Origin of the sequence: Serratia sp. CY47444 (assembly GCF_052168635.1) — a bacterium.
Classification (GTDB): Bacteria; Pseudomonadota; Gammaproteobacteria; order Enterobacterales; family Enterobacteriaceae; genus Serratia; species Serratia bockelmannii.
Map to the genome: position 1 here is coordinate 97,242 of NZ_JBJNMH010000016.1, position 25,372 is coordinate 122,613.

General features: G+C 56.9%; 21 protein-coding genes and 2 pseudogenes. 21 read left to right on the top strand and 2 right to left on the bottom strand.

What is annotated here, in order from left to right:
* Positions 1-27 precede the first annotated feature (27 nt).
* From ACJ8IL_RS19125 to ACJ8IL_RS19160, 8 genes are all read left to right on the top strand, one after another.
* Complete coding sequence (locus ACJ8IL_RS19125; protein ID WP_325978765.1) at positions 28-393, top strand: TIGR03745 family integrating conjugative element membrane protein; 366 nt, start codon at positions 28-30, stop codon at positions 391-393.
* Positions 394-404: 11 nt separating this feature from the next.
* Positions 405-770, top strand: a complete 366-nt coding sequence (locus tag ACJ8IL_RS19130) for a TIGR03750 family conjugal transfer protein (RefSeq protein ID WP_086580534.1) — start codon at positions 405-407, stop codon at positions 768-770.
* Positions 767-1,438, top strand: a complete 672-nt coding sequence (locus ACJ8IL_RS19135) for a PFL_4703 family integrating conjugative element protein (RefSeq protein WP_442516746.1) — start codon at positions 767-769, stop codon at positions 1,436-1,438. Before ACJ8IL_RS19130 ends, ACJ8IL_RS19135 begins: the two co-directional genes overlap by 4 nt.
* On the top strand, positions 1,435-2,343 hold the full coding sequence (locus ACJ8IL_RS19140) for a TIGR03749 family integrating conjugative element protein (RefSeq protein ID WP_442516747.1): 909 nt from the start codon (positions 1,435-1,437) through the stop codon (positions 2,341-2,343). The genes ACJ8IL_RS19135 and ACJ8IL_RS19140 overlap by 4 nt, the downstream gene beginning before the upstream one ends.
* Positions 2,336-3,835: a TIGR03752 family integrating conjugative element protein gene (locus ACJ8IL_RS19145; RefSeq protein ID WP_442516748.1), complete on the top strand. Its 1,500-nt coding sequence runs from the start codon at positions 2,336-2,338 to the stop codon at positions 3,833-3,835. The genes ACJ8IL_RS19140 and ACJ8IL_RS19145 overlap by 8 nt, the downstream gene beginning before the upstream one ends.
* A gap of 149 nt (positions 3,836-3,984) precedes the next feature.
* On the top strand, positions 3,985-4,410 hold the full coding sequence (locus ACJ8IL_RS19150) for a TIGR03751 family conjugal transfer lipoprotein (RefSeq protein ID WP_089186726.1): 426 nt from the start codon (positions 3,985-3,987) through the stop codon (positions 4,408-4,410).
* Positions 4,410-7,265, top strand: a complete 2,856-nt coding sequence (locus ACJ8IL_RS19155; protein ID WP_442516749.1) for a conjugative transfer ATPase — start codon at positions 4,410-4,412, stop codon at positions 7,263-7,265. The genes ACJ8IL_RS19150 and ACJ8IL_RS19155 overlap by 1 nt, the downstream gene beginning before the upstream one ends.
* The gene (locus tag ACJ8IL_RS19160; protein WP_442516750.1) at positions 7,262-7,666 is read left to right on the top strand and encodes an acetyltransferase; all 405 of its coding nucleotides are present in this window, start codon (positions 7,262-7,264) and stop codon (positions 7,664-7,666) included. Before ACJ8IL_RS19155 ends, ACJ8IL_RS19160 begins: the two co-directional genes overlap by 4 nt.
* Before the next feature lie 38 nt (positions 7,667-7,704).
* Here the strand turns inward: ACJ8IL_RS19160 and ACJ8IL_RS19165 are convergent.
* A pseudogene (locus ACJ8IL_RS19165) lies at positions 7,705-7,835 on the bottom strand (IS3 family transposase); the annotation flags it as partial.
* Positions 7,836-8,353: 518 nt separating this feature from the next.
* Between ACJ8IL_RS19165 and ACJ8IL_RS19170 the strand changes: the two are divergent.
* The 13 genes and pseudogenes from ACJ8IL_RS19170 (at position 8,354) to ACJ8IL_RS19230 (ending at position 24,537) form a co-directional block, all read left to right on the top strand.
* Positions 8,354-9,448: a DNA adenine methylase gene (locus tag ACJ8IL_RS19170; RefSeq protein WP_442516751.1), complete on the top strand. Its 1,095-nt coding sequence runs from the start codon at positions 8,354-8,356 to the stop codon at positions 9,446-9,448.
* Positions 9,445-11,676, top strand: a complete 2,232-nt coding sequence (locus ACJ8IL_RS19175; protein WP_442516752.1) for an Eco57I restriction-modification methylase domain-containing protein — start codon at positions 9,445-9,447, stop codon at positions 11,674-11,676. Before ACJ8IL_RS19170 ends, ACJ8IL_RS19175 begins: the two co-directional genes overlap by 4 nt.
* Complete coding sequence (locus ACJ8IL_RS19180) at positions 11,669-12,265, top strand: hypothetical protein (protein WP_442516753.1); 597 nt, start codon at positions 11,669-11,671, stop codon at positions 12,263-12,265. The genes ACJ8IL_RS19175 and ACJ8IL_RS19180 overlap by 8 nt, the downstream gene beginning before the upstream one ends.
* Positions 12,266-12,278: 13 nt before the next feature.
* On the top strand, positions 12,279-13,394 hold the full coding sequence (locus ACJ8IL_RS19185) for an AAA family ATPase (protein WP_442516754.1): 1,116 nt from the start codon (positions 12,279-12,281) through the stop codon (positions 13,392-13,394).
* Between the two features lie 96 nt (positions 13,395-13,490).
* Complete coding sequence (locus tag ACJ8IL_RS19190) at positions 13,491-14,702, top strand: 5-methylcytosine restriction system specificity protein McrC (protein WP_442516755.1); 1,212 nt, start codon at positions 13,491-13,493, stop codon at positions 14,700-14,702.
* Between the two features lie 49 nt (positions 14,703-14,751).
* Positions 14,752-15,021 (top strand): annotated as a pseudogene (locus ACJ8IL_RS19195) (DcrB-related protein); the annotation flags it as partial.
* 31 nt (positions 15,022-15,052) lie between these two features.
* On the top strand, positions 15,053-19,312 hold the full coding sequence (locus tag ACJ8IL_RS19200) for an RHS repeat-associated core domain-containing protein (protein WP_442516756.1): 4,260 nt from the start codon (positions 15,053-15,055) through the stop codon (positions 19,310-19,312).
* 11 nt (positions 19,313-19,323) lie between these two features.
* Positions 19,324-19,629, top strand: coding sequence for a DUF7716 domain-containing protein (locus ACJ8IL_RS19205; RefSeq protein WP_139569312.1), 306 nt, complete (start codon positions 19,324-19,326; stop codon positions 19,627-19,629).
* A 100-nt stretch (positions 19,630-19,729) separates the two neighbouring features.
* The gene (locus ACJ8IL_RS19210) at positions 19,730-20,134 is read left to right on the top strand and encodes a TIGR03757 family integrating conjugative element protein (RefSeq protein WP_060558333.1); all 405 of its coding nucleotides are present in this window, start codon (positions 19,730-19,732) and stop codon (positions 20,132-20,134) included.
* A gap of 1 nt (position 20,135) precedes the next feature.
* The gene (locus tag ACJ8IL_RS19215) at positions 20,136-21,143 is read left to right on the top strand and encodes a TIGR03756 family integrating conjugative element protein (RefSeq protein WP_442516757.1); all 1,008 of its coding nucleotides are present in this window, start codon (positions 20,136-20,138) and stop codon (positions 21,141-21,143) included.
* 10 nt (positions 21,144-21,153) lie between these two features.
* Positions 21,154-22,635 carry an integrating conjugative element protein gene (locus ACJ8IL_RS19220; protein ID WP_442516760.1) on the top strand — a complete coding sequence of 494 codons (1,482 nt, stop codon included), beginning with the start codon at positions 21,154-21,156 and terminating at the stop codon, positions 22,633-22,635.
* Between the two features lie 16 nt (positions 22,636-22,651).
* Positions 22,652-23,023: a hypothetical protein gene (locus ACJ8IL_RS19225; RefSeq protein WP_211130598.1), complete on the top strand. Its 372-nt coding sequence runs from the start codon at positions 22,652-22,654 to the stop codon at positions 23,021-23,023.
* A complete protein-coding gene (locus ACJ8IL_RS19230) occupies positions 23,020-24,537 on the top strand; it encodes a conjugal transfer protein TraG N-terminal domain-containing protein (RefSeq protein WP_442516758.1) in 1,518 nt (505 codons plus the stop codon). The genes ACJ8IL_RS19225 and ACJ8IL_RS19230 overlap by 4 nt, the downstream gene beginning before the upstream one ends.
* On the opposite strand, the gene ACJ8IL_RS19235 is transcribed toward ACJ8IL_RS19230, so the two are convergent.
* On the bottom strand, positions 24,538-24,912 hold the full coding sequence (locus ACJ8IL_RS19235; protein ID WP_206357873.1) for a hypothetical protein: 375 nt from the start codon (positions 24,910-24,912) through the stop codon (positions 24,538-24,540).
* Positions 24,913-25,372: the final 460 nt, after the last annotated feature.

The following is a 25,372-nucleotide window of genomic DNA, read 5'->3' on the forward strand; positions in this document are numbered from 1 at the left end:
TTTTCACACACCCATAAGGAATGTTTTATGAATGCTGCAGTTCGTCTTTTCCGTCAACTCTGCACGCGTGCCGCGGTAGCCACTTCCCTGGCGTATGTCACCAGCCAGCCGGTGCAGGCGGCTCTGCCGTCGGTTGAACCTCCGTCCTCCGGTGGTGGCGGTGGTCTGATGGATACCATCAAAGGCTATTTCCAGGACGGGATCGTTATCATCGGTCTGGTCGCCGCTGCGGTGGCCTTCCTGATTGTCGCCAACGCTGCGATCCATACCTTTGCCGAGGTCCGTGATCAGAAGGCGACCTGGGCCAAGTTCGGCGCCATCGTGCTGGTTGGTGTGGTGCTGCTGGTCACCGTTATTTGGCTGGTTGGCAAGTCCGCCGAAATCCTGTTCTAAGGTTACCCGCCATGCAGACTATCCGATTTTTACCTGACCGCCTCAATGCCGAGCCCGTCGTTTTCCGGGGGTTTACGACCCCGGAAATGGGCCTGGCGGCGTTGGCGGGCGTAGGGCTGGGTCTGCTCGTGTCGTTGCCGTTTCTTCCTCTTGCCGGCTGGGTCGTGATACCCACCGGCATGCTGGTGACGCCGCTTCTCGTCATCTGGTTTGGAGGCAGCCGGCTGACGCGCCTGAAGCGCGGTAAACCGGAGAATTATATCTGGCAGCGCCTCGAGGCGCGTAAACGTCGCATGGGGTGGGGGGATCCCACCCTGATTATCGACAAACAGGGCTGGTCGTTGCGTCGCAGCCGCGTTGTTAAGAGGTCCACATGAGCCGTTTCAGACATGCGGTTAAAAACCGCGATCAGCATATTCTCACGTTGCGTGTTGCCTGTGGCGTGCTGGTCGTTCTCCTTCTGGTAGCCAGCATCGGCTGGATGCGGGCGCCAGACAATTTGACCATCCATAACCCGCCAGACCTGCGCAGCGGCTCTACCCGCGCCTGGTGGGAGGTACCACCGTCCACGGTCTACAGCTTCGGCTTTTATATCTTCCAGCAACTCAATGCCTGGCCAAAGAACGGTGATGCCGATTACCCGGCCAAAATTGCCGCGCTGTCTCCTTATCTGACGGACTCCTGCGCACGTTTCCTGAAGGCGGACGCCAAAAAGCGTAGCGAAAGCGGTGAGCTTGCCGGCAGAACGCGCGTGGTATTCGAAATCCCTGAGCATGGCTACAACGGCCGCTATAACCAGAGCCCGGTGACGGTCAAAGGCCGTGATAACTGGGTGGTGCGCCTTGATCTGGTGGCGGACGAGTCTTTCGCCGGTGAACCGGTGAAACGCGCACTGACACGTTACCCGCTGAAAGTGGTGCGCGCAGAAGGGGATCCGGAACGTAATGAGTTTGGTCTGGCGCTGGATTGTTACGACAGCATGCCACAGCGTCTGGCTGCGGCTCCGGCGGAACCCGCGCCTGACAAGAAAGGAGTATTCCAATGATGAAAGCACGTGTTCTGGCGCTTTCACTGCACATGCTGCCGTTGGCGGCGCTGTGTGTATTCCCGCAGGTGCAAGCCGAGGAACTGATGAAGTGGGAGCGCATTCCGCTGCAAATCCCGCTGGCTGTTGGCAAGGAGCGGGTGCTGTTTGCGGATAAAAATGTCCGTGTCGGCTTCCCGCCGGCACTGAACGGCAAGCTGCGGGTGCAAAGCAGCGGTGGTGCGGTCTATCTGAAAGCGGATGCGGCTTTCCCGCCAACGCGTTTGCAACTGCAGGACGTCGAAAATGGGGAGGTTATTCTCCTTGATGTGACGGCATCGGACAAAGGTCCGGCCGAACCGGTGCGCATTGTTTACAGCGGTGACGTGACCTCAATCAGCAGCAGTAATGACACGCCTGCTGCTTCAGGAGGAAGCAACGCGGCACCCGGGGCGGATAACGCCACTCAGGCGAAGCGTAAAAAAGTCAAATATAACGCGCCGCTGCCGGTCGTCCTGACGCGTTACGCAGCACAAAGCCTGTACGGCCCGGTGCGTACGGTTGAAGCGGTGCCCGGTATTCATCCGGTCAACCCTCACCTGCCGAAACGTATCACCACACTGTACCCGTCAGAGCCGGTGACCATCACGCCGCTGGGCGGCTGGGGTATTGGCAGCCGCAACGTGGTAGCGCTGAAGGTGCAAAACACCGCCAGCCGCAAAATCACGCTCGATCCCCGGGTACTGCAGGGGCAGTTTGTGACGGCGACGTTCCAGCACCGCTATCTCGGCCCGGTGGGGACTCCGGAAGACACCACCACGCTGTACCTGGTTACCGCCGGTCGCCCGGACGGGGCGTTTGTCGCGGAGCCATCAGCGGTTCGCAAAGCCGTAAAAGCGGCGAAGAAGGGGGCAAACCATGGCTGATGTGAAATCCAACATGTTGCCGAAAGTGATTGTGTTCGGCGTGCTGGCCACCGCGATCCTCGTCGGACTTAAGGCCTGCAGCGGCGGTAAAACACAGGAGGAGACTCAGCAGGCGCATAACGTTCTGGCCAGCATGTCGCCGGAAGAGCTGCGGGCGCTGGGTGTGGAGGGGGATACCCCGGAGGACACGTTGCGTACCCTGGTGGGCACCCTACGGACTACCCGAACCCAGCAGGCCGAGCTGCAGAAAAACATTGATAAAGTGCTGAAAGAAAACGAAGAACTTCGCAAGCGCAATACCAATGTGTCCGGTCAGGTCAATGAGGCCGTGGCCGGCTTTCAAAAACAAGCACAGCAGCGCCAGCAGCAGCTTCAGCAAGAGCAGCAAACGCTGATGGGAAAAATCCAGACGCTGACCGAGCAGTTGAGTGCGAACAAGGACAAGGCAAAAAGCGACAGTGATATTCCGCTGGGACTGGGACTGGATGGCTTGGGCGCCGGGGGCGGTGATGCCGCTCCTGGTCAGGATGGCTTGATGTGGGTCGGACCGAAAGACATGAAAGAACCCGACCCGCGTAATCCGAACAGCGTCAAAGACGGCCCGCAGTTCCCGACGTCGTTCCTGTCGGACAATGCCATCACGCGTCAGAAGGCCGCCTATGAGCAGCAGGTAAAAGGGCATACCAATGAAAAAGGGGCGGAGGAGAACGCCGAGCCGGTGTTTACCCTGCCTGAGAATTCCACCCTGGTGGGTAGCCGCGCCATGACGGCGCTGCTGGGGCGCGTGCCGATCAACGGCACGGTGACTGACCCCTATCCGTTCAAGCTGATGATTGGCAAAGACAACCTGACGGCGAACGGCATCGAGTTGCCGGACGTCGAGGGTGCGATTGTCTCCGGCACCGCCAGCGGGGACTGGACGTTGTCGTGCGTGCGCGGCCAGGTCAACAGCATCACCTTCGTGTTTGCGGACGGGACGGTCCGCACCCTGCCAAAACCCAACACCAACATGAATGCCAACGGCAGTAACAATACTGCCGGCAGCAATGCGAAGGATGTCAGCACCACCGCCGGCATTGGCTGGATCTCCGATGACAACGGTATCCCGTGCATAAGTGGAGAGCGTAAGTCCAATGCCTCGACTTACCTGCCGACGATCGCCGCTTTGTCGGCGGCCAGTGCCGCCGGGGAAGGGATCAGTCAGGGGCAATACACCACGCAAAACAATGTGAATGGCATCACCTCGACCATGACCGGTAATGCCGGCCAGGCAGTGCTGGGCAAAGCGTTGTCCGGTGGGATGAAAGAGACTGCCGACTGGGTGCGTGAGCGCTACGGCATGATGTTCGACGCCGTGTACGTTCCGCCGGGCCAGAAGCTGGCCGTGCACATTACTCGCCAACTGGCGATCGACTTTGAGACCAAAGGGCGCAAGGTGCGTTACGACTTCAGCCTGCCTGGCGAAGGCGGCAACACCGGCGGGCTGGATTAACGCGTCATTCAGAGGAGAAAAGGCATGCTGTGGCGTCAATGCGAAAGGATGAATCGCCCACAGGGTTGGGCGCTGGTTTTGCTGTCCTGCAGCGCGTTTTGGCTGGGTGTGCTACTCCTGCTGTGTTTGCTTATAAGAGAATGATAATCATGCGGAAAAATCTGTTTAATCGAGTTATGGCCGTCGCGGTGATGGTCGGCGCTATCGCACTGACCGGCTGTTCAACGTCGAAAGAGGAAATGCTGCCACCGGGCGACAGCTCGATGCTGGAATTGTGGCAGGGTGAGGATGGCGGCGGAACGGTCCGCAATGCGGTGGCGGCGCGCGACAGTCTGCGCCGGCCGCTCACCGAGAGCGAAAGCCAGGCAACAGCCGCGAGCGATCGCAGCTACAGCCGAACGCAGGAAAGCGAAATCAGCCAGCAGTTCCCGCGCCTGCCGAATCCCGATCTGGTGATGTACGTGTTCCCGCACCTGGCGGATGGCAACGCACCGGTGCCGGGCTACAGCACCGTGTTTCCTTTTTACAGCCAGGTGCAGTATGCGATGCCGGGTGAACGGACGGAGGCTTACTGATGCGGTTTTCCCTGTTTGATAAAAAGCGCCTGACGCGAAAAAAGCTGGCAGCTGTTGCCCTAGACGCACTGAACGTGACCGAGGACGGTGTGCCGCTGTCTGTCGACGGCCGTGAGCCATTACTGCGCCATGGCAAGATGACGGTAAAGGATGAGCAGCAGGTGTACCACGCCAATCCGTCCATTGTTGATTACCTGCCCTGGGCGGAATTTCTCGACCGTGAGCAGTGTATCCTGCTCGATGACGGCGTATCTGTCGGCGCTGTGTTTGACATCACGCCGGTGGCGACCGAAGGGCGGACGGACGATCGCCTGGAGCAGATGCGCGATACGGTGGAGGATGCCCTGCAGGACTCGTTTGACGAACATGATGAAAACCCCTGGATCGTGCAGTTCTTCTGCCAGGACGAGAACAATGTCGAGGCGTATATCGACAGGCTGCGACAGTATGTCAAACCCCACGCGCAGGGCAGTGCGTTTACTGAAGACTGGCTGAAAGAGACCGAACGCCATCTGCGCGGGATTGCCCGTCCGGAAGGCCTGTTCAAAGATACGCTGATAACAGACCAGCCATGGCGTGGGCAGCAGCGACGGACCCGCATGGTGGTCTATCGCTGGATTGGCAAAAGCAACCATGATCCGATGCCACCGATTGCCATGCTCAATCAGACCTGTGAGCGTGTGACCGGGGCCCTGGCCGGTGCCGGCGTTGCCTGCGTGCGCCAGAGCGGGGCGCAGGTCCATGACTGGTTGCTGCGTCATTTTAACCCCAGCCCGGAGTGGGTGGATAAAGAGACGCTGTACCGCGATGCCGCCTATTTTGACAGCCGTGACACCCCGGAAGGCGCGATGCCGGTGCAGAATGATTTTGCCGAAACCCTGCTGTTCACCCCGCCCGTATCCGATCCTGACCACGGTGTATGGTGGTTCGATAACCAGGCGCATTGCGCCATTCCGGTCGAGAAACTGCGCCGTCCGCCGGAGCCGGGCACGATCACCGGTGAAATGAAACGCGGCGAGAAGAAAATCAATGCGCTGATGGATCTGTTCCCGGAGGGGACGATGGTGTGCATGACGATTGTGGTGCAGCCTCAAGACACGCTGGAGAATGACTTCAATCGACTGGCCAAAAATGCCGTCGGTGAGAATACTGAATCTGGCCGCGTGCGCCAGGACGTGGCGCAGGTGAAAGAGTACCTGGGCAATCGTCACAAACTGTACCGTGCCGGTATCACTTTCCTGCTGCGTGCCGGCGATCTGACCTCGCTCAATCACAAACGTGTTGAGCTCACCAACGTGTTGCTTGGCGCCGGCCTGCAGCCGGTTCGTCCGGAATTTGATGTGGCGCCGCTCAATACCTACCTGCGGGCGTTGCCGATGTGTTTTAACCCGGAGACGGACAAGAAACACTGGTACACCCGCCTGACCTGGGTACAGCATCTGGCCGGCCTGTTACCGGTGACCGGCCGCGAAACCGGGACCGGTCACCCCGGCATGAGCTTCTTCAACCGCGGTGGGGATACGCTGACGTTTGATCCGCTCAACAAGCACGACCGGAGTCAGAATGCGCACATGCTGTATTTTGGTCCGACCGGTGCGGGGAAGTCGGCGACGTTGTGCGCGACCCTGTCGCAGCTGATGGCAATACACCGACCGCGGCTGTTTATTGCCGAAGCGGGGAACTCGTTCGGACTGCTCGCCGATTACTTCGAGAGCCAGGGGCTCAGCGTCAACAAGGTGAGCATCAAGCCGGGCAGTGGCGTCTCGTTGCCGCCGTTTTCCTACGCGCACAAGCTGGTCGAAGACGAATTAACGACGCTGGCCCTGGATGAAAATGACCTGCCGGACATCGATGCCGATGACGACGAGGATGAGGACAAGCGCGATTACCTGGGGGAAATGGAGATCTCGGCGCGCATGATGATCACCGGCGGCGATGCGAAGGAAGAACATGAACTGAAACGCGCCGACCGCGCGATGATCCGCGAGGCGTTGCTGATGGCTGCGCGGCAGACCTATGACGAAGGGCGGCAGATGTTGCCGGCAGACCTGCAGAAGGCGCTGTATGCCATATCCAAAGACGAAGGGAGTGATATCCGTAATGAGCAGCGCCGGGCCAAAGCGGCGGAAATGGCGGAGTCGCTCGGGATGTTTACCCAGGCCGGGAGTTTTGAAGCGGAGCTGTTTAACCGCGAAGGCAGCCTGTGGCCAGAGGCGGATGTGACCCTGATTGACCTTGGGCATCTGGCACGTGAAGGCTATGAGGCGCAGATGGCGCTGACGATGGTGAGCCTGACCAACACCATCAACAACATTGCCGAACGGGACCAGTACTCGGAGCGGGATATCGTGTTCGCGGTGGATGAGGCGCACATCGTGACGGTGAACCCGCTGTTGGCGCCGTACATGACCAAAATCGTCAAAATGTGGCGTAAGCTCGGCGCCTGGCTGTGGCTGGCCACGCAGAACCTGAAAGACTTCCCGGATATTGCCGAGAAAATGTTAAATATGGCGGAGTGGTGGGTTTGTCTGACGATGCCGCCGGAGGAGGTCAACGACATTGCCCGCTTCAAGGCGCTGACCGAGGAGCAAAAGGCGGTGCTGCTGTCGGCCAGCAAACTCTCCGGCTGTTATACCGAAGGTGTGGTGTTGTCGAAAAAACTCGAGGCGCTGTTCCGTGCAGTACCGCCGAGCCTGTACCTGGCGCTGGGGATGACCGAAAAAGAAGAGAAGGCCGAACGCCGCGCGCTGATGCAGGAATTTGGCTGCAACGAGCTCGAGGCGGCGCGCAAGGTGGCGCAAAAGCTTGACCGCCTGCGCGGCCTGGCGGCGAACGGGGAGGCACGGGCTGCATGATGACCCTGAAATATCCTGAACCGGTTGTACGACCGCACGGCCCGGTCTGTCGTGAACCGGCGTTATTCACCCTTCCCCCGCAGGGCATGGCCACCTTAAGCGAAACGGATGCGCGGCGGCTTGAGACGTTCTGTGTGGCTATCCGCGATAGGCTGTTGGGGCCGGTCACACTAACCGCCCACCCGCATCGTATCGGGAGTCGTACTAGCGTGGCGCTGCATCTGGAGGGACGTTTAGGACGTTGCATCGATGTACTTATCACCGTGGCCGGTAACACACTATGGCCGCAGCCGGACGAGTACAGCCACCCGCGCTGGTATGTCACCGTGCCGGATGCGGCTGATGTGGTGTACCTGCTTCTTCACCTGAGCGACCTGTGCGAGCGATTCAGGGGCAATTAAGCCAAGATAATCTTTGCAGAATGCATTTCTGACGGCGTGTGCTGCACTGACATGTATGTGGGGGGGCGCTTTCTGCACAGGTTCAGTCCTTCCAGGCAATAAATCCGGTGGGTTCAAGCCAGCCCTCCTTGCGTAGCTGGGTATGAATACGTGGACAACCGTAGCGTATAAGAACAGGCCTCTTATGCTTCTATCGTAAACGGTGTAGCAGCATGAGTTCACAAACAAAACGCTCTTTTGGAAAACCGAGGCGGTTCAGGGCGTATTGCTAAAGCAGCCGGGTTTACCTAGCTCGCCTTCGGAGTAGGAGAAACTATGAAGGCTCCTGTCTGGTCAGTGAGCAGGCAGTTGCTGCATTGTACGTAAGGTAAAAACTCCTATCACAGAGTATCTATTTAATATGTATATATATAAACTAACGTAGTTGCACAGACATATGCGGGGCATTTTAATGCGATTCACTGACATCAAAAGCGAAACCTTAAATCTAAGAGTTTCCAGAAAGTTCAAACAGGCCTTAAAGGAGGCTGCGGAGCACGAACAGCGGAGCATGGTGAATATGCTTGAGGTGCTCCTTTGTGATTATTGTGATCTCAAAGGTATTGTGTTAGCAACTCCAGAAACCAGCCAAGAACTTGGTCAGGGTCGGGTAGTAACTGGTCGTAGAAAAAACGTAGGGGTTTCTATATGACTTTTCGCTATATTGGCTCCAAATCTAGACTCATCGACAAGATAGCATCTCACATTGGGCCGCCTAGGAAGGGCGCTTTTTTTGTGGATGCCTTTTGTGGCACTGGGGCGGTAGCTGAGGCCGCAGCAGAGTATGGTTGGAATGTGCGGATCAATGATAGTTTGCACTCAGCTGTTATCTCTGCTGGAGCACGCCTTATTAGCCATGATCAGGTGACCTTTAAAAAACTTGGGGGGTACTCTGGTGCTGTTAGTGAGCTAAACGCTGTTAAGCCATTGTGTGGTTTTATGTGGCGTACTTATAGCCCCGCTTCAATCTATGCGTGTGGAATTGAGCGTAGGTACTTCACCGAAGAAAATGCAGCTCGAATCGACGCTATGCGCTGCTTGATTATTGAGTGGAAGGGTGCTGGGTATATTGACGAAATTGAGGAGAGGTTGCTGATTGCCGATCTTTTTGGTGCGCTGAACCGCGTTGCCAATATCGCGGGTACTTTTGGCTGTTTCCTCTCCAAATGGACAAGCCAATCTCAAAACAAGATTGCTATGCGCTGCCGTGATCTCAAAGAGATTGGCGTGCGTGTTGAAGCTACCGTGGGCGATGTATTTGATGTTCCTAATGCAGCACATGACCTAGTGTATTTGGATCCCCCATACACTAAGCGTCAATACGCGAGCTACTACCACATTCTTGAAACGGTGGCTCTTGGCGATGAACCAGTGGTGGAGGGGGTTGCGGGGCTTCGCCCGTGGAAGGCCTTGGCTTCTGACTTTTGCTACAAGAATCGTGCCCTCAAAACACTCTCGCGTCTGGTGCATGGATTGAATGCTCAAAGGGTGCTGCTTTCGTACAGTAGTGAAGGACACATCTGCATGCAGGACATGAAGGCTGAGCTTTCTAAGATCGGCTCGTCCACAATGTATCCTCTGGGCACCATTGGTCGATATCGCCCAAACAAGGTGGCCAGTAACTCAGCATCTAATGTAAACGAATTTTTGGTGGTCGTGAAGCGGTCCATGGCGCCGTTTCCCCAAAACCAGTCAAAAACAGCTAAAGTCATCAAGCCTGTTCTCATTGGGGGCTATACATGAGTGCTCCTCGGCCTGTTGAATTAGAATACCTAGCCCCAGCAGAAGCAGCACTCACTCGGGCTGTGGGGGGGGACTATGGCCCAACCAGCTTTGAACTTCGCCTTCAAGTTTTGGAGGCTGTATCGGCATACTTTGGTGGGTTTGAACTAGGGGACTTTCATAAGGCTTTTGGTGTCAAGAGCAAGCGCCCAGCATCAGAGCTTTTGGAGCTTGCGGTACCAGTGGCAAGTGCCATCGTGCGTTCACCGATGCACCCTGCTTTGGCACTAAGTGTCCTAGCTCGTGAGGTCTTACATGAGCAGGATCGAAAAAGCACGGGCGCCTACCATACGGATTTTCGCCTGGCTACACGACTGGCAAAGCTAGCCGCTCCCAAGCTTTCATACAGGAGCAAAGTTATTGATCCAGCCTGCGGAGCGGGGATTTTGCTGGTAGCACTGACTCTAGCAGTGTGTGAGATGGATCGAGCGAAGGCGGCACATTGGTTGGCTCATGGTGTATGTGCAGCGGATCTTTCAGGTAACTCTTTGCGTGCGGCACTGCTTGCTCTTGCTTCGTTTACTGATGATGTCTCGACTCTTAAAACTATGCGGGCACGTTGGTACTGTGGCGATAGCTTGATGGCTGATCGCAAGGTTTGGATTGCCATGGCTCCTGAGGGTTTTGATGCGGTGATCGGCAACCCACCATGGGAAAAAGTCAAGCTATCAAGGCACGAATTTTTGAAGTCCTCAGGTACCAATCGGCACTACGGAGCCCAAATTCATGGTCTTGATGAGGCGCGTTTTGCGCAGCAGCGAGATGAGGTAGCGGACTACTCTCGCCGCCTATTGGCTCGCTATCCTGATTTGGGAAATGGAGAGCCAGACCTTTACATCGCTTTCACTGACCTCTTTTTTGAACTCTGCAAAGTGCAGGGTGTACTGGCCGCATTAATTCCTGGTGGGCTCATTCGTTCGCAAGGCACTCGTGCCATGCGGCAGAAAATTTTTGACGCGAGCCAAAGCGTGTCCATGTCGATTATCGATAACCGTGCACGGTTCTTTGCCATCGACACACGCTTTAAGTTCCTGGCCGTGGCTCTCACTAAGGCCGGCTCAGAAAATAGCAAGAGTGAGCTCATCACTCTCATGCATGAGCGAGGCACTCCTACGGGCTTAGAGATTACGGGAACTGCCACTATTGGACGTGCAGCACTGGCGGGTGTTCGAAGCGATTTGAGCCTGCCCGAGGTTCGTAGTGTGTCTGAGTGGAAACTCTTCTCAAAGATCGGAGAGGCGGGAGTTTCGTGGGAAGAGCCTGGCTACGGCTGGACCCCGAAATTTTGCCGTGAAGTTGATATGACCAAAGAGCGCCCCAAATTCTTGGGGCGCGCCACGCCTGGCGCTCTACCTCTGGTGGAAGGTCGAATGGTACAGGCACATCGCTTTGGTGTAAAAGGGCACGTGTCTGGCACGGGGCGCCGTGCGTTGTGGGAGGCTTATGCCATCGGAGACTCACGCCTTGCCCCCCAGTTTTGGATTCGCCCTACTGACATGCCCCGTGCTAACCAGCATCGTGCAAACATGCTGCGTGTGGGCTTTTGCGACATTGCGGGCCAAACCAATGAGCGTTCGCTCATGGCCTCGTTAATTCCTGCTGGGGTGGCCTGCGGTAATAAGGTGCCCACGATCCTTTTCCCTGAGGATCCATCGGAAGAACGACTGCTGGTGTGGGTATCCATTGCGAACAGTTTTGCCTTTGACTGGATGCTTCGACGTGTGCTCACTACGACGGTGAATTACTTCTTGCTGCAAAGTGTGCCCATGCCAAAACTCGCCAAAGATGGCTTGCCATGGAAGAGGTTAGCGAGTGCTGCCCGTGAATTGCGCGCACTCGACAGTGCTGGAGCTACTCGTGAAACCTACGAGCGCATGGCACAGCTTCGTGGGGAGATTGATGCGGAAGTGGCTGTGGCTTATGGGCTCGATTTAAAGGACATGGAGTTAGTGCTCCAAGACTTTCCACTTTTGGATCGGGGGCAAGTGGGCTTGCCTGGTGAGGCTAAGTCCACAATTACCCGAGATAGTGTTTTGGCGGCAATGGTAAAACGCACAAGAAGCCAATCTACGGTTTGGTCGTTCCGTGCGCTGGAGGCACGTGCGCTGGGGGCTATTGCCTATGTCCCCTCTGAGCTAGCCCTTGGGGGCGAAGAAATCGTTGAAGAAGGATCCAAAATTCATGGCTAATGGCGCGGGGCATGTTGCCCGAATTCTGTACAAAGAAATCGTCGCTGGTGACCTTAGAAAAATTCTTGCCCAGTCTAATGATTCGGACACGGGTGGGGGGGCCCGCGATTTTCGCTTTGGCTCCTTTAAAACACTGTTGCCTGTTATCATGCAGATGTTTCCTAATAAGGCCAAGGTAAATCGCAAGCGCGATGGGGTGGTCGAAGAAATCGAAGTGTTCCAAGGGGAGTTCTTCTGGCGCGATGCTGAGGGGCAGGTTGTGTGCAAAGACTCGTTTTTTGAGCCTCCTACCGATGTGCGCCCTGCCGAAGGCCGCATTGCACGGGTGCATGAGTACGCTTGTTTTGATACTAGCCGTATGCCCAAAGGCTGCGAAGGAAACCGAGTTTTGCTCCTGTTGGTCCAGTTGAATGATGGTTCGGTTTGGCCCTACTACGCAGAGGAAAAGACCTTGCGCATCAAGGGTAAATGGGACGCCACTGTGGCCGCTGAGTTGTTGGCTTGTTTGGATGCCAAGCGTGCTGCCAATCGAGCAGTGATAGGATACCGAGATTTCACCAACGCGAGCAAGTACTGCAATGGTAAGTGAAGAGTGCAAACAGGTGTTAAAGTTACTTGCGCGTTCGCGCAATGTGCTGGTGTCTGGTGCGCCTGGCACGGGCAAGTCCAGGCTCTTGGCCGAAGTTGCTTTTGCTTTTGAAACAGCTTTTGGCCTTGCTCCAGTAGGGGGGCCACCGCAGCACAATCCCTTGGATGGCATCCCAATCCCACCTGCGGTCGGAGCTGTTAAAAATATCCCTGCGCCCACGAAGATGGACCGCAAGGTCTTTCGAACGGTCTTTCACCAAAACTCAAAGTACCGCGATTTCTTAACGGGCATAACGCCTGCTGTCAACAAGGTGGCAGGAAGCCCAGACTTCACCATCGTGAAGGGCACGCTGTATCGCGCTAGTGAGCATGCTAAGGGGGACAATGGGGCTGCACTGTTGATCATTGATGAGATCAACCGAGGCCCTGCTGTACAGGTGTTCGGCGGTGCCATCGTTGCCATTGAGTCCGATAAACGCCTGGCCTGTAATGGGGCCAAGCGTTCAGAGACACAGTTTTTTGAAATACTTGATCCAGCCACTGGTGATGTGCTCGAGTACGCATTGCCCCATGACCTCTACATCTTGGCAGCTATGAACCAAGCTGATGCGTCTGTAGAGCCACTGGATGTGGCCTTCTTGCGTCGTTGGGAGCCTATGCGCCTGGAGCCTGATGAGGCGGCTTTGCGGACATTTTACGGTCTGGGAGCCAAGGGGGCCAATGCATTGCCTGATGTACCTGCCAGCGTGAACGACGTCTTGGAGGCTTCGGTTAGTGCTTGGGTTGCTGTAAACGCGCAAATTGCCTTGGGCCGTGGCCCCGAGTTTCAGATTGGGCATGGTGTACTGATGTCGGGTGTAAAGCCGCAAACATTGGGCCTTAATGAAGCTTTAGGGGCACTGTGTGTAGGGTGGGCCAAGGTGCGCGCGCACGTTGAAGAGGTATTCTTCGGGGACACACGAGGGATTGCCGCGGCTCTTAATGCGCTCGATGGGCCAGCTTTTAATCCGTTCAAGCTCACCGAGACAACTTTTGCGGATGATTTGCGCTTTAGCTTTGAAGGGCCCACGAATTTTGCTGAGAACAATATCTACACGGCTCTCAGAGCATTTGCCAATCCTAGGGGCTAGCACTTGGTGAACCTTCGGACACGACTGTCTCTTGTTGAATACGGTACACCCGTTGACCTGAGTCGTGCGATTGTTGACGCGATTGGGGGGGATCGTGTGAAGGCCAACAGCCTTTTATTGGAGGCTGGGAGCCGTGCTGCGTCGAGCCTGAGGCTTAACTACAACCCTATCAGGGTGGATGCCAAAGGCACACGGGTTATCGACTTTGCAGGCCTCATTCGCCTGGCACCTTCACTAGAGCTGGAAGTCGCTCCCAAGTTTTTGGGGCTCGACGACACCGATGCTGTGTGGCGTGAGGATTTCTTTTTCCTCTCTACGCTTTCACGTCACGGGCGGCTCTTGGCTTCCGAACGTTTATCGTCATCAGGTGGTGCTCCAAGGGACTTGTCTACGCTAGTAGCTCGTTCCATCACGAGCATGTACGAGACCCGTAAACGCCGGCCACTGCGCAGCTATCGTAGGGTGCATGAAGCTGATTTCTTCATTGATGGAGATCCTGATCCTGTAGAGCTCATCTTTCCTTCACCTGATGGTTTTGAGCAAGAGCTAATTCGTTTTGATCGCAAGAACGAGTGGAATGGGGACATCGTAGCAGCAGCCAAGCAGTTGCTCCCTGAAGTAAGTGACCCGTCAGCCGCAAGTTCGCTGGTGCGGTTGATCGAAGACCTTTTGCCTCAGAAAGTTTCTACTAACCGTCGAAACCCTATTCCTGCACGGCACCGAGCGTGGAGGCCGCTGCATGAGCTGTCTATCGATGTGCTCGGAGGTCTAGGGCTCAACTATAAGCAAGGACAGGCCCATGCCCCTGGTTATTTAGTGAATACCTGGCGCGTGTGGGAAGATCTATTAACGGTGGCTGCTCGATTGGGTTTTGGTCGCAGTGCTGTAGTGCCCCAAAAGGGTTACCCGTTGGGCGCCAAAATCAGGATGAGTACCGGTGCTGTGAGCAAGCTTTCAGTGTACCCAGACTGTGTGATTGGGCCCGATGGAACAAAGCCTAGGATGCTGCTAGATGCCAAGTACAAGGGCCATGTGGAAAAGGGACAACTTCGTATCAGTGAAGCCGATATCTATGAGGCCTTAGCCTTCTCCAAGGCTACTGGATGCAACCTAGTGGCACTAGCCTATCCGGCTCAGCCAAGCGATGTCCCGAGGCCCGTAGGGACGTGCACTGTCTTTGAAAAGGCTATGGTGGATGCCGTGCAAATCGTTGGTATTCAGATCGAGAGTCGCCAGATTTCTAGGGCAGGGGCTCTCAGGCTATTTGCCACAAACATGGCTGCTGGGATTGCAGCAGCCTTTGTGTGATGGATTCAAGGGTTTCTTACCTGACAGATTTAGAGATGGTTGATTTACCCTTAGCCGTCAGCTGGCAGCGTTGGGTCAAAGCCTGAAGGGCTGGGCGTTAAAAAGCCGCGAACCTGCGACGTTGGGCGACGGGCTGGCAGCCGGCGAGTGGGTGCGCGCCAGCTACCTGCGCGACGGCAAACGCATCTGGCAAAACCAGGTGGTGTTCGCGCTGGCGGGGGGCCGGGTGCTGGTGTTTACCCTGGCGATGGCGCGTAAGCTGACGCCGCAAGACGATGCGCTGCTGTTGCAGGTGCTGAGCAGCTACCGGGCGGCTTAACGATGAACTCTTCACGTAAAAGGACCTTACGATGACCGAAGCGGCCCGCGTCGGCGATACCATCGGGCATTCCCATGCCCTGGCCGGCATGATTGCCGGCACCCTTGTCGGCGGCCTGATCGCCGCCGCAGGCGCGGTGGCGGCGGGTGCGCTGTTCGTCGCCGGCCTGGCGGCTTCCTGTATTGGCGTTGGCGTGTTGCTCATCGGCGCCAGCCTGGCGGTGGGGTATCTCACCGGGGAGGCGGCCACCGCGGCGCGCGACGGCATTGCCGACGCCGGTGCCGGTAGCCTGACCCCCAAAGGCAATATCGTCACCGGCTCCCCCAACGTCTTCATCAACGGCAAACCCGCCGCGCTCGCCACCAACAGCCAGGTGGCCTGCAGCGACGACGGCCCGAGCATGCAGATGGCGCAGGGTTCCGACAAGGTCAGCATCAACGGCCAGCCCGCCTCGCGCGTAGGGGACAAAACCAACTGCGACGCGCAGGTGATGGAAGGCTCGCCCAACGTGTTTATCGGCGGCGGTACGGTGACCACGCTGCCGATCAAGCCCGAAGTGCCGGATTGGCTGTACAAGGTCTCTGACCTGACGTTGCTGTTCGCCGGCCTGGTAGGCGGCGTGGGCGGCGCCGCCGGCAAACTGGGCGCCTTGGGCAAGATGCTCGGCAAGCTGCCCGGCATCAATAAGCTGGGGCGCATTGCCTGCCGTTTTGGCACCTTGATGACTGCCACGGCCGCTGCCGGCATTATCGCCCGGCCGGTCGATATTATCAGCGGGCAGAAGTTCTTGTCCGGTGATGACGAGCTGGATTTTGTGCTGCCGTCGCGCCTGCCGGTCGAGTGGCAGCGTTACTGGCGCAGCGGCAATCCGGCAGAGAGCGTGCTGGGGTGCGGCTGGAGCCTGTTCTGGGAGAGCAGCCTGCAGCCGTATCAGGACGGCCTGGTGTGGCGCGCGCCGTCCGGCGACTATGTCTCTTTCCCGATGGTCGCGCGCGGGCACAAAACCTACTGCGAAGCCGAAAAATGCTGGCTGATGCACAACGCAGACGGCAGTTGGCAGGTATTCGACGTCAGCGAGCAGAGCTGGCACTACCCGGCGTTGAGTGATGAGCCGAGCCAGCTGCAGATGATGACTGACCTCACCGGCAACGCGATTTCTCTGTTCCACGACGACCACGGCCGGCTGAGCGAGCTGGTCGACAGCGCCGGCCAGCGACTGGTGTGCCGCTACCTGACAACCACCAATGGGCTGTCCCGGCTGAGCACCGTGCTGCTGTATACCCCGGACGGCGAGCTGCCGCTGGTGCACTATGGTTACGATGATGAGGGGCAACTGGTTGACGTCAGCAACCGCGCCGGCGAAGTTACCCGGCGTTTTACCTGGCGTGATGGACTCATGGCCAGCCATCAGGATCGCCAGGGTTTGTTGAATGAATATCTGTGGCAGGAGATTGAGGGATTGCCCCGGGTGATTGCCTGGCGCCACAGCGCCGGCGAAGAACTGTCCTTGCACTATGATTTTGCCGGCGGCGTGCGCCGGGCCGTGCGTGATGACGGCAAACAGGCGATGTGGCAACTGGATGACGACAACAACGTGGCGCAGTTTACGGATTTTGACGGTAGAAAAACGGCATTTATCTATGAGCGCGATGAACTGTGCGGTGTGGTGCTCCCGGGCGGCGCGCAGCGCCAGAGTGAATGGGACCGTTACGGCCGCTTGCTGAGCGAAACCGACCCGCTGGGGCGTACCACTACTTACCAGTATTCCCGCAACAGCGGGCGCCTGTTCTCGGTGACCTGGTCGGAAGGCAGCCAGGTGTTCCAGCATTGGGATACCCTGGGACGTCCGACGCAGCAGATTGATGCGTTGGGTAACATCACCCGTTACCGGTATTCCGACGATGAAGAAAGCCTGCCAGAGAGCATTATTGATGCGCAGGGTGGTGAGGTGAAACTGGCATGGAACGCGCAAGGGTTGCTGACGCGCTACACTGACTGCTCTGGCAGCGTGACCGCCTACGCCTATGACGCATTAGGCCAGCTGACGCACCGCACCGACGCGGAAGGAAACCTGACCCGATATGGCTGGGACCGCGCCGGCCGGTTACAGACGTTGCTCCATCCGGACGGCAGTGAAGAGCGGTTTGCCTGGAACGTGCAGGGGCAGCTGGCCGTACACCATGACCCGCTCGGTAGCGAGACGCACTGGCAGTACAACCTGCTGGGCCAGCCGGTCAGCATCACCGACCGCATCAAGCGTACGCGTCGGTACCACTACAACTGCCGCGGCTGGTTGACCAACATTGAGAACGGCAACGGTGGGGAATATCACTTCAGTCACGATGCCGTTGGCCGGCTGACGGCCGAGCGTCGCCCGGACAATACCGATCATTTTTACCGTTATGGCCCCGATGGCCAACTGACCGAACACCGGGAAACCGGGCCACAGGATCCCACTGCACCGCCGGCGCAGCGCCTGCACCGATTCCGCTATGACGAAGCGGGTCAATTAACCTGGCGCAGCAACGACAGCGCCGAATGGCACTATCAGTATGATGCCGTGGGGCGTATGAGCTGCCTGACGCGCACGCCAACCGTTGCCGGCGCCGAGCTGGGCATCGAGCCGGACAGTGTGCAGCTGCGCTACGACAAAGCCGGCAATCTGCTGGCCGAACAAGGGGTCAACGGCGAGCTGCAGTACCAATGGGATGCGCTGGCCAACCTGCAAGCGTTGACGCTACCGCAGGGCGACCAACTGCAGTGGCTGTACTATGGTTCCGGACATGCCAGCGCCATCAAGTTCAATCAACAACTGGTTAGCGAGTTCACCCGCGATCGCCTGCACCGGGAAACCGGCCGTACGCAGGGCGCGCTGCATCAGCAGCGGCAGTACGATGTGCTGGGGCGCCGCAGCTGGCAAAGTAGTGCTCTCAGCCACGGGCAGATAACCAAACCGGAAGATGGCGTGCTGTGGCGGGTGTTCCGCTATACCGGCCGTGGCGAACTTGAGGGTGTCAGTGATGCGCTGCGCGGCGAGGTGCACTACGGGTATGACGCTGAAGGGCGCCTGCTGCAGCATCGGGAAAGCCACCAGGGCAAGGCCGGTAACCGTCTGGTGTATGACGGTGCCGATAATCTGCTGGGCTGGCGAAGCCCAAATGACGATGTCGACAGGCATTTACCGCTGGCGCCGATCGCCGGCAATCGTCTGACGTACTGGCAGCAGCTATTCTACCGTTACGACGCCTGGGGCAACCTGATCAGCCGGCGGAACGGGATGTATGAACAGCATTACCGTTACGATGCCGATAACCGCCTGATACAGGCGCGCGGCCGGGGGCCTGGGGGCGAGTTCGACGCGCAGTATCACTACGATGCGCTGGGACGCCGCACACGCAAAATGGTTACCTACAAAGGTAAAGCGCCGGTAACGACGCGTTTTCTGTGGGAGGGCTACCGGCTGCTGCAGGAGCAGCGGGACAACGGCACGCGCAGAACCTGGAGCTACGATCCTGCCAGTGCCTGGACGCCGCTGGCCGCGCTCGAACAGGCGGGTGATGGCAAACAGGCCGACATCTACTGGCTGCACACCGACCTCAACAGCGCGCCGCTGGAAGTTACCGACGTCGAAGGTAACCTTTGCTGGTCGGGCAACTACGACACCTTTGGCAAGCTACAGGGACAGACGGCCGCCGGCGTCGAACAACGCAATGGGGTCGTCTACGATCAGCCGCTGAGATATGCCGGTCAATACCAAGACGACGAAAGCGGGCTGCACTACAACCTGTTCCGTTACTATGAACCTGAAGTGGGGCGTTTTACCACGCAGGATCCGATCGGGTTGCGTGGCGGGTTGAACCTGTATCAGTATGCGCCGAATCCACTGGGATGGATTGACCCACTAGGGCTATACCGCGGCGAGGGTGAACGTGGTTTAGGGAAGTACCATATATTCCATGAACATACTTTGGATCCTTCAGAGTATACAATGACGGATAAAGAGCACTTTAGCCGTGCAAATGAGTCGGTATATAAGCGTTTGCAAGTAGACCCTGACTTTAAACGAGAGTTACAAGTTAAATACCCAGGTGTTGTGGAGCACGTTCAACCGATGAGAAATGGTCAATTCAGAGGATCATCACCTAAAGGAATGACGTGGCACCACGGTGATTCCCCTGGTTCACTGCAGTTGGCAGATTTTAATGATCATAAAAGTTACCATAAAATCTACCATCCGGATGGAACTGGTGGTCGTAATAAATGGGGCGGCGGGACATCCTGCAGAAAATAGTGGAGATTTAAATGATTGTTATTAATGGTTTTGATGAGTTGCTGCAAATGAAAGATGGCTTGCCTGATGTAGGTTGGCTGTATGTCTCGCCATCGTTCAGCCTTTCTTCTGAAGAGGATATAGTCAAAGGTAGTTATTATATTGCTGAAAACGAAGACGAAGAAATGGATTTTGAAGATAACTACGGCACTTTCCTTGAAGCGCCAATCTTTAAGGCGATTATTGACAATAAATTAGAGCACAGCCCGGCTTCTGGGCGTGTGGAACTTCTTCAAGCGGTCCGCTATTACATCGAAAACGATGATTTCCAGGACTGAACATAGGGAAACTTTTGTAATCGAATAAAGACTTCTTTGCTGCCTTTCTGACCACGTCATAGCACCCTGTGTGGATTCTATCCACGCAGGAGTGCACGCCATGAAAATCAGCACGTTGCTGACGTTGTTTCCTCTGCTGATGCCGGCATCGGTGCTTGCCGGCACGGTACTGTATACCGATTCCCACCATCCTCCGACGAATAATGATGCTTCCGTGACCGTGATTTATCTTGACGGTCCGGAGCAGTTGCAGACGCAGCTCTTCGGCGCACTGTCGTCGAACCCGGATGAAGCGCAGCGGCAGGCGCAAGCCGTACTGCAGTCACCACAATGGCAGGCGCATGAACAGGAGCTGGCGACGGTTTACCGTGCGGTGGTGCGCGCCTGGGAACTGGGCGTCAAAAAAGTCCCCGCGGTCGTGTTTGACGATCGGGATGTGGTGTATGGCACCGCTGATATCGCCCGGGCCACCGCGTTGCGCGCGAAGTCACTGGAGGGCCAGTGACATGCAACGATTTCCCTTGCAGTTGGCGTCTTCCGGACAACCCCGGCTGACCCTTAAATCCCTCGGTGTAGCCATGATGCTGTCTGCGGCCGGCGTGCCGGCGGCGAATGCCGCGCTCAACAGCGCACAGATTGTTGCCAGTGCGGTGTCGCAGTCCTGCATCAGCTGGCGCGTCAGCGGTATTTGCTACTGGTTGTTCTGCAGTTGGGGCGGCTGCACTGTCCGAACTTCGGTCAAAGTTAGCCATTTCATCCCGGAGGCGGTGGTGTCGGCGTATAACACCCCGGGAGGCAATCCGTGGCGTGAGATGTCGATGGTCAGTCAGGCCGCCGGCGGACTCGAGAGCAGTATCACCAGCGCACTGGGCGGTGTTGCTGCCGGCGGCGGCAACAATGAGCTGAAAACCCCCGGGCAGCGCAAAACCAACCTTCACTTCAAGTATGCCAATGCCATTGGCCATCCGGCGACGACCCTGATTGGCGGCAGCATTGCCGGCTATTCGTGCCGCAGTGCGGCGACCCCCTTCGTGCCGTATTTCCTCAGCACGCTGGACAGCCTGGCATGGCGTACTGGCATGCCGGAATCATTGTATCCGGAGGCGTTGATCCCCGGTCAGCGCGAGGTTGGTAGTCAGGCAGCCGCGAATATGTGGGGCAACGTCTATCCCCGTTCGGGATTTGTGACTCAGGTTGATGACGACAAGGCGGGTGCTCTGGTGGCACAGCGTGTGGCGGACATCATTACTCGAACTGGTCAGCCGCACGTCTACCAGCCCCTGATGGGCCAACGCTCGGAAGGGTACTGGCCACCAGGTGCGGTTCAGGAAAATACCGGAACCAGCAACCACAAATGGCAACGCCTGGCACCTCAACTGAGCCAGTCCTGCGCTGTGTTCCCGGACGGTGAACATCCGCCGGCCGCGGATGCGAACGCTGCCTTTGCCCTGTGGCAACCCTATAGCTGCTGCCAGCGCCGCGGGCAGCGTTTCCTCTACAGCACAGATTTCTGAGGCATGAATGATGAATAACACGATGAATAAATCTCTCTGGGGACGGTGCAGCCTGCTGTCTCTGTTGGTTGTCAGCAGTATGGCATTGGCCAGCGTGAATGCGCACGCTAACGACAATGACGATAACGGCACCCTGTTTGGCATTTCACTGCCCCAGGTGAATGACAGCAATATCGGTTACGGGAAGAACGCTAGCGGCGCGGTCTCGGACAAGCTGTTCTATTCCCTGGGCGGAGGCTCGGTGATATCGCAGCCGGCGACGCGTGGCAATATGCAGCGCCTGGGGATGAATCTGGGCTGGAGCTCGGATTTGATGTGCGGCAACTTCGACCTGAAGAGCACCATCGGTAACCAGCTCAATGGCGTGACGGACGGGTTCAAGAGCCTGATGGGCAACGTTATTCAGGGTGCTACCGGTGCGGTAGCCAGTCTGCCGGCGATGGCTATCCAGCGTGCTAACCCTGGCTTGTATGAAATGCTGACAAACGGGGTATTGCAGGCCAACGTGGCATTCGACAAAGCCCAGCTCAATTGCCAGAACCTCTCCAAACGGATGATGGATATGGTGGATACCGGCGGCTGGAGCCAGGCGGCGGCGATGGAGGAGGCCAAAAGCCTGGTCAACAACGGGGATGCGGATGCGATCCGATCGATGAACGCCACCGAGAAAGTGACCGGACAATCAGGCCAGACCTGGATCGGTGGACAGAAGCGCGGCGGCGCCGGTCAGCCGGCGATTAAGCCAACGCACGATCTGGCTGCAGCCGGCTACAACATGATGAATGCGTTGCCGGTCACCAGTACCTCCAACGTATCCGGCAGCAGCTGTACCGGCGGAGCCTGTACCAAATATGCCAGCAGTGAAGAAGCGGCAGCCGCTGTGGTGAAGGTGTTGGGCGACACCTCGCTGCGCACCTGTAAAGATGCAGCGCAATGCACCAGTGGCGAAGGGACCGAACAGCCAGGCAGCACCGTAGCCGGTACAGGTTTTGCGCCGATGCTGGAAGAGGCAACCAAGGCGAATAACGAACAGTTGGCCAGACTGGTCAACGGGGCAGAAAAACCCACCGCGGGCAACCTGGCCAAACTCAAAACGGGCAGCCTGGCGGTGACCGCCGGCGTTATCAAGGCACTGCAGCGCGATCCGGATAATGCCGCTCTGGTTGGGCGTCTGGCCAGTGAACTGGCGATGGCGGATACCATCGAAACAGCCTTTATCATGCGGCGCATGATCACCACCGGGATGTCTGAGCCGAACGCCTCTGCGCAGAAAGTCGCGATTGAAGAAGGCGATCGGCGTATCGAGGCGCTGGATCGTGAGATCACGGCGCTCAAGAACGAGATGGAGATGAAGCGTGAGATTGCGCGTAACGCGGTGCTGACCATCATCGACAGGGAGAACAACCGGGCGGAAACCAACCCGCAACGTCAGTCGGTTGACAGCCCGGATACCAAGTTCAACCAGTTGGCCGTGCCGGAAAGCGACCAGTAATCGTGAGGATGAATCAATGACCGGAACAGAGAAAAAAGTGGTGACGCCCGCCAGGGAACGCCGATTCGGTCTGCGGGCTAAGCGTGTTCTGCAGATGTTGGGCATGTTGGTGATAGCGATGATTGTCGCGCTGGGCATGGCTCACTGGGGTGTCAATCACCCAGGAGAGAGTGCCGCGCTACGTGACTGGGTGTACAGCACCCGTTATGGCTGGCTGAGCTGGCGCCTGGCGCTATACGCCGCGTTGGCTTGGGGATTCTGGAAAATCTGGCATGCGCCGGGCTGCAAACCGGAATACCGGCAACCTCTCAAGCGCATGGCCATCGCTTGCGCGGTATTTGCCCTGGCCTGTGAATACAGTCTCTTTGGTGGAGGGCTGACCTTATGATGACCAACAGCTATCTGGAGTATTTCCTGACGCTGCTCGGCTGGCTGATTAACAATGGCCTGTGGGAGTTGCTGGTCAGTACGGGGCTGTTTGTACTGCCGTTGCTGTTCAAGGTGGCAGCCATCTGGCTTAAGGTGCGAGAGGAAGGGGAGGATGAGGGCAACAAAGGGATGCTGTCTTTGCCACGCATCGAAAACCTGCTCTACGGGGCATTCTTTGTGATGCTGGCCTGCTGTCTGCCGCTGATGAATGTCAGCCTGGACACCATCAAGTATGACAGCAGCCGGGCGGCGACCTGTGGTACCTGGACACCGAAAAAGCCGGATGAAACGGGCTACGCCAACATCATGTCGAGTATGAACGGCCAGACGGCGAAGGTGCCGGTGTGGTGGTTGGTGGTGCATAAACTGTCGAAGGGGATCACGTCGGCGGCCGTGGCCACGATCCCGTGTCGACCGGACCTGCGGCAGGTGCGTTTTGAGGTTCAGCACAGCCGGGTCAATAACCCGGGGCTTGCGAAGGAGCTGCAGGACTTCACCAACGATTGCTACGCGCTGGCGCTGTATACCTGGCAGAACCGCGACCAGGGACAAACAACCGACAAGGCCACGTTACGTGATATCGAGTGGCTGGGGTCGAAAACTTTCCTGAACGGTGGGTACTACAACAACCTGCAGTCCAAAACGCCGCGCGCCAGCTTCCCCTGGAATGAGGGGCGGGACAGCGGTCGGCCAAACACCGGGAGAGGCGGATACCCGACCTGCAGCGAGTGGTGGTCAGCCGGCGAAACGGGGCTGGAAGCCCGCGTGGTGAAACAGGTTGACCCGGGCGTCATGCTGCGGATGTCTGCCGCGCTGAAGATGATGGGGCAACCGGATGCAGATTATAAGGAGGCCGTGGTGCGTCGCCTGGTCAGCCCGGATAACCTGACGGTCTCCCAGGGCGGACGCGCTTATGCCGGTTACGGCGGCAATGCAGATTTCACCCTGGACAACTCGGTTAACCGGCTCGCGTCACTGGGCGGAACCGCGCTGGGGAGCCTGGCGGCATATCCGGCATTTGATGCCATGCGTCAGGCGTTGCCGATGGTGCAGGCGGTACTGCTGATGGCGGTCTATATCATGGTGCCACTTATCCTGGCATTTGCGGCCTACGAGTACAAGACGGTGATAACCGTGACGTTCGTGGTGTTTGCGCTGCACTTCCTGACGTTCTGGTGGGAGCTGGCGCGCTGGCTTGACAGTTGGTTACTGGAAGCGCTTTACGGCTCGGATACACATAGTCGTTGGAACGTGGCTGGTTTTCAGAATAGTTCTGACGACTTGATCATGAATCTGGTGATGGGATGTATGTTTTTGGTTCTGCCAGCTGTATGGCTTGCAGCATTTTCATGGGCTGGTGTTCGAATTGGTGAACTTTCCCGCATGGTCACTGATGGAACATCTAAGTCTCAACAAACAGGCGGGCTTGTCGGTGACGCCGCTGTTTCAAAAGTTGCCTCAGGAGGTAAATAGTTAGGATCCTGTAGAGCCATCAGATCCGTTTGAACCATTAGAGCCATAATTATATTTATGGCTCTTTTCTTCCCGATTAGTAATTTTTACATTTACTGTAGGCCTGAGCAATTCCATCATGGAAGGGAGCAGTAAAAGCGCCCAGCCAAACAAAATTACAATGGCTACCAGTAATCCACTCGTTAGGCCACTAATGGCAGATACGGTAACTAAACAAGTGATGGGTACATGGCCTAACCAAGTCGGAAGTCTGTACTTACGAGCTTTAGACACACAGAATGTATCCCATCTCAAAATCGTGCTTTTAAGATGCTTCCACATGCGGGCTGCCCAAATGCCCCGTTGGTAGGCTTGCTGGTTTCGAGTTTGGCTCATGATGCCACCCTATATCTTGTTAGGCTTTTCCGCCACTATAGCCTAGATAACAACCAGTGGCTATTTGCCGGGTTCCTCTGGTGGCCGCTGTTCAAATTTAACTTTCAAAATTACTTTTTCATTAATTTGGCAATTCTGACTGTAAGTGGACTGACCCCGCCCCGGTAGACGATCCTGCCCTATAGTGCGTGCAGCGTGGCGCACACATGGATTCATTGGGGATGATTGATTGATGTATGAGACTAGAACGGCGGGAGTCGCCTAAAAATATCAGCCAAAGAGTACACATAGTTTCCCTCATCTTCATGGGTTAATTTAAAAATGGATAAGTGAATTGCCGTTTTTATATATCATTCTCAATGATATTATTTATGAATGGATTCACTGTATATATACGTATTTTATAAATTTTTCATGCCGAGGTGGAGCGGATTTACGTCATTTCTTGTAAAACTTATAG

Coding starts and splice junctions, on each gene's coding strand:
- ACJ8IL_RS19170 (WP_442516751.1), top strand. CDS start 8,354: ATGACTTTTCGCTATATTGGCTCCAAATCTAGACTCATCGACAAGATA.
- ACJ8IL_RS19210 (WP_060558333.1), top strand. CDS start 19,730: ATGAAAATCAGCACGTTGCTGACGTTGTTTCCTCTGCTGATGCCGGCA.
- ACJ8IL_RS19230 (WP_442516758.1), top strand. CDS start 23,020: ATGATGACCAACAGCTATCTGGAGTATTTCCTGACGCTGCTCGGCTGG.
- ACJ8IL_RS19220 (WP_442516760.1), top strand. CDS start 21,154: ATGAATAACACGATGAATAAATCTCTCTGGGGACGGTGCAGCCTGCTG.
- ACJ8IL_RS19205 (WP_139569312.1), top strand. CDS start 19,324: ATGATTGTTATTAATGGTTTTGATGAGTTGCTGCAAATGAAAGATGGC.
- ACJ8IL_RS19200 (WP_442516756.1), top strand. CDS start 15,053: ATGACCGAAGCGGCCCGCGTCGGCGATACCATCGGGCATTCCCATGCC.
- ACJ8IL_RS19215 (WP_442516757.1), top strand. CDS start 20,136: ATGCAACGATTTCCCTTGCAGTTGGCGTCTTCCGGACAACCCCGGCTG.
- ACJ8IL_RS19140 (WP_442516747.1), top strand. CDS start 1,435: ATGATGAAAGCACGTGTTCTGGCGCTTTCACTGCACATGCTGCCGTTG.
- ACJ8IL_RS19125 (WP_325978765.1), top strand. CDS start 28: ATGAATGCTGCAGTTCGTCTTTTCCGTCAACTCTGCACGCGTGCCGCG.
- ACJ8IL_RS19130 (WP_086580534.1), top strand. CDS start 405: ATGCAGACTATCCGATTTTTACCTGACCGCCTCAATGCCGAGCCCGTC.
- ACJ8IL_RS19160 (WP_442516750.1), top strand. CDS start 7,262: ATGATGACCCTGAAATATCCTGAACCGGTTGTACGACCGCACGGCCCG.
- ACJ8IL_RS19150 (WP_089186726.1), top strand. CDS start 3,985: ATGCGGAAAAATCTGTTTAATCGAGTTATGGCCGTCGCGGTGATGGTC.
- ACJ8IL_RS19175 (WP_442516752.1), top strand. CDS start 9,445: ATGAGTGCTCCTCGGCCTGTTGAATTAGAATACCTAGCCCCAGCAGAA.
- ACJ8IL_RS19155 (WP_442516749.1), top strand. CDS start 4,410: ATGCGGTTTTCCCTGTTTGATAAAAAGCGCCTGACGCGAAAAAAGCTG.
- ACJ8IL_RS19180 (WP_442516753.1), top strand. CDS start 11,669: ATGGCTAATGGCGCGGGGCATGTTGCCCGAATTCTGTACAAAGAAATC.
- ACJ8IL_RS19225 (WP_211130598.1), top strand. CDS start 22,652: ATGACCGGAACAGAGAAAAAAGTGGTGACGCCCGCCAGGGAACGCCGA.
- ACJ8IL_RS19235 (WP_206357873.1), bottom strand. CDS start 24,912: ATGAGCCAAACTCGAAACCAGCAAGCCTACCAACGGGGCATTTGGGCA.
- ACJ8IL_RS19135 (WP_442516746.1), top strand. CDS start 767: ATGAGCCGTTTCAGACATGCGGTTAAAAACCGCGATCAGCATATTCTC.
- ACJ8IL_RS19145 (WP_442516748.1), top strand. CDS start 2,336: ATGGCTGATGTGAAATCCAACATGTTGCCGAAAGTGATTGTGTTCGGC.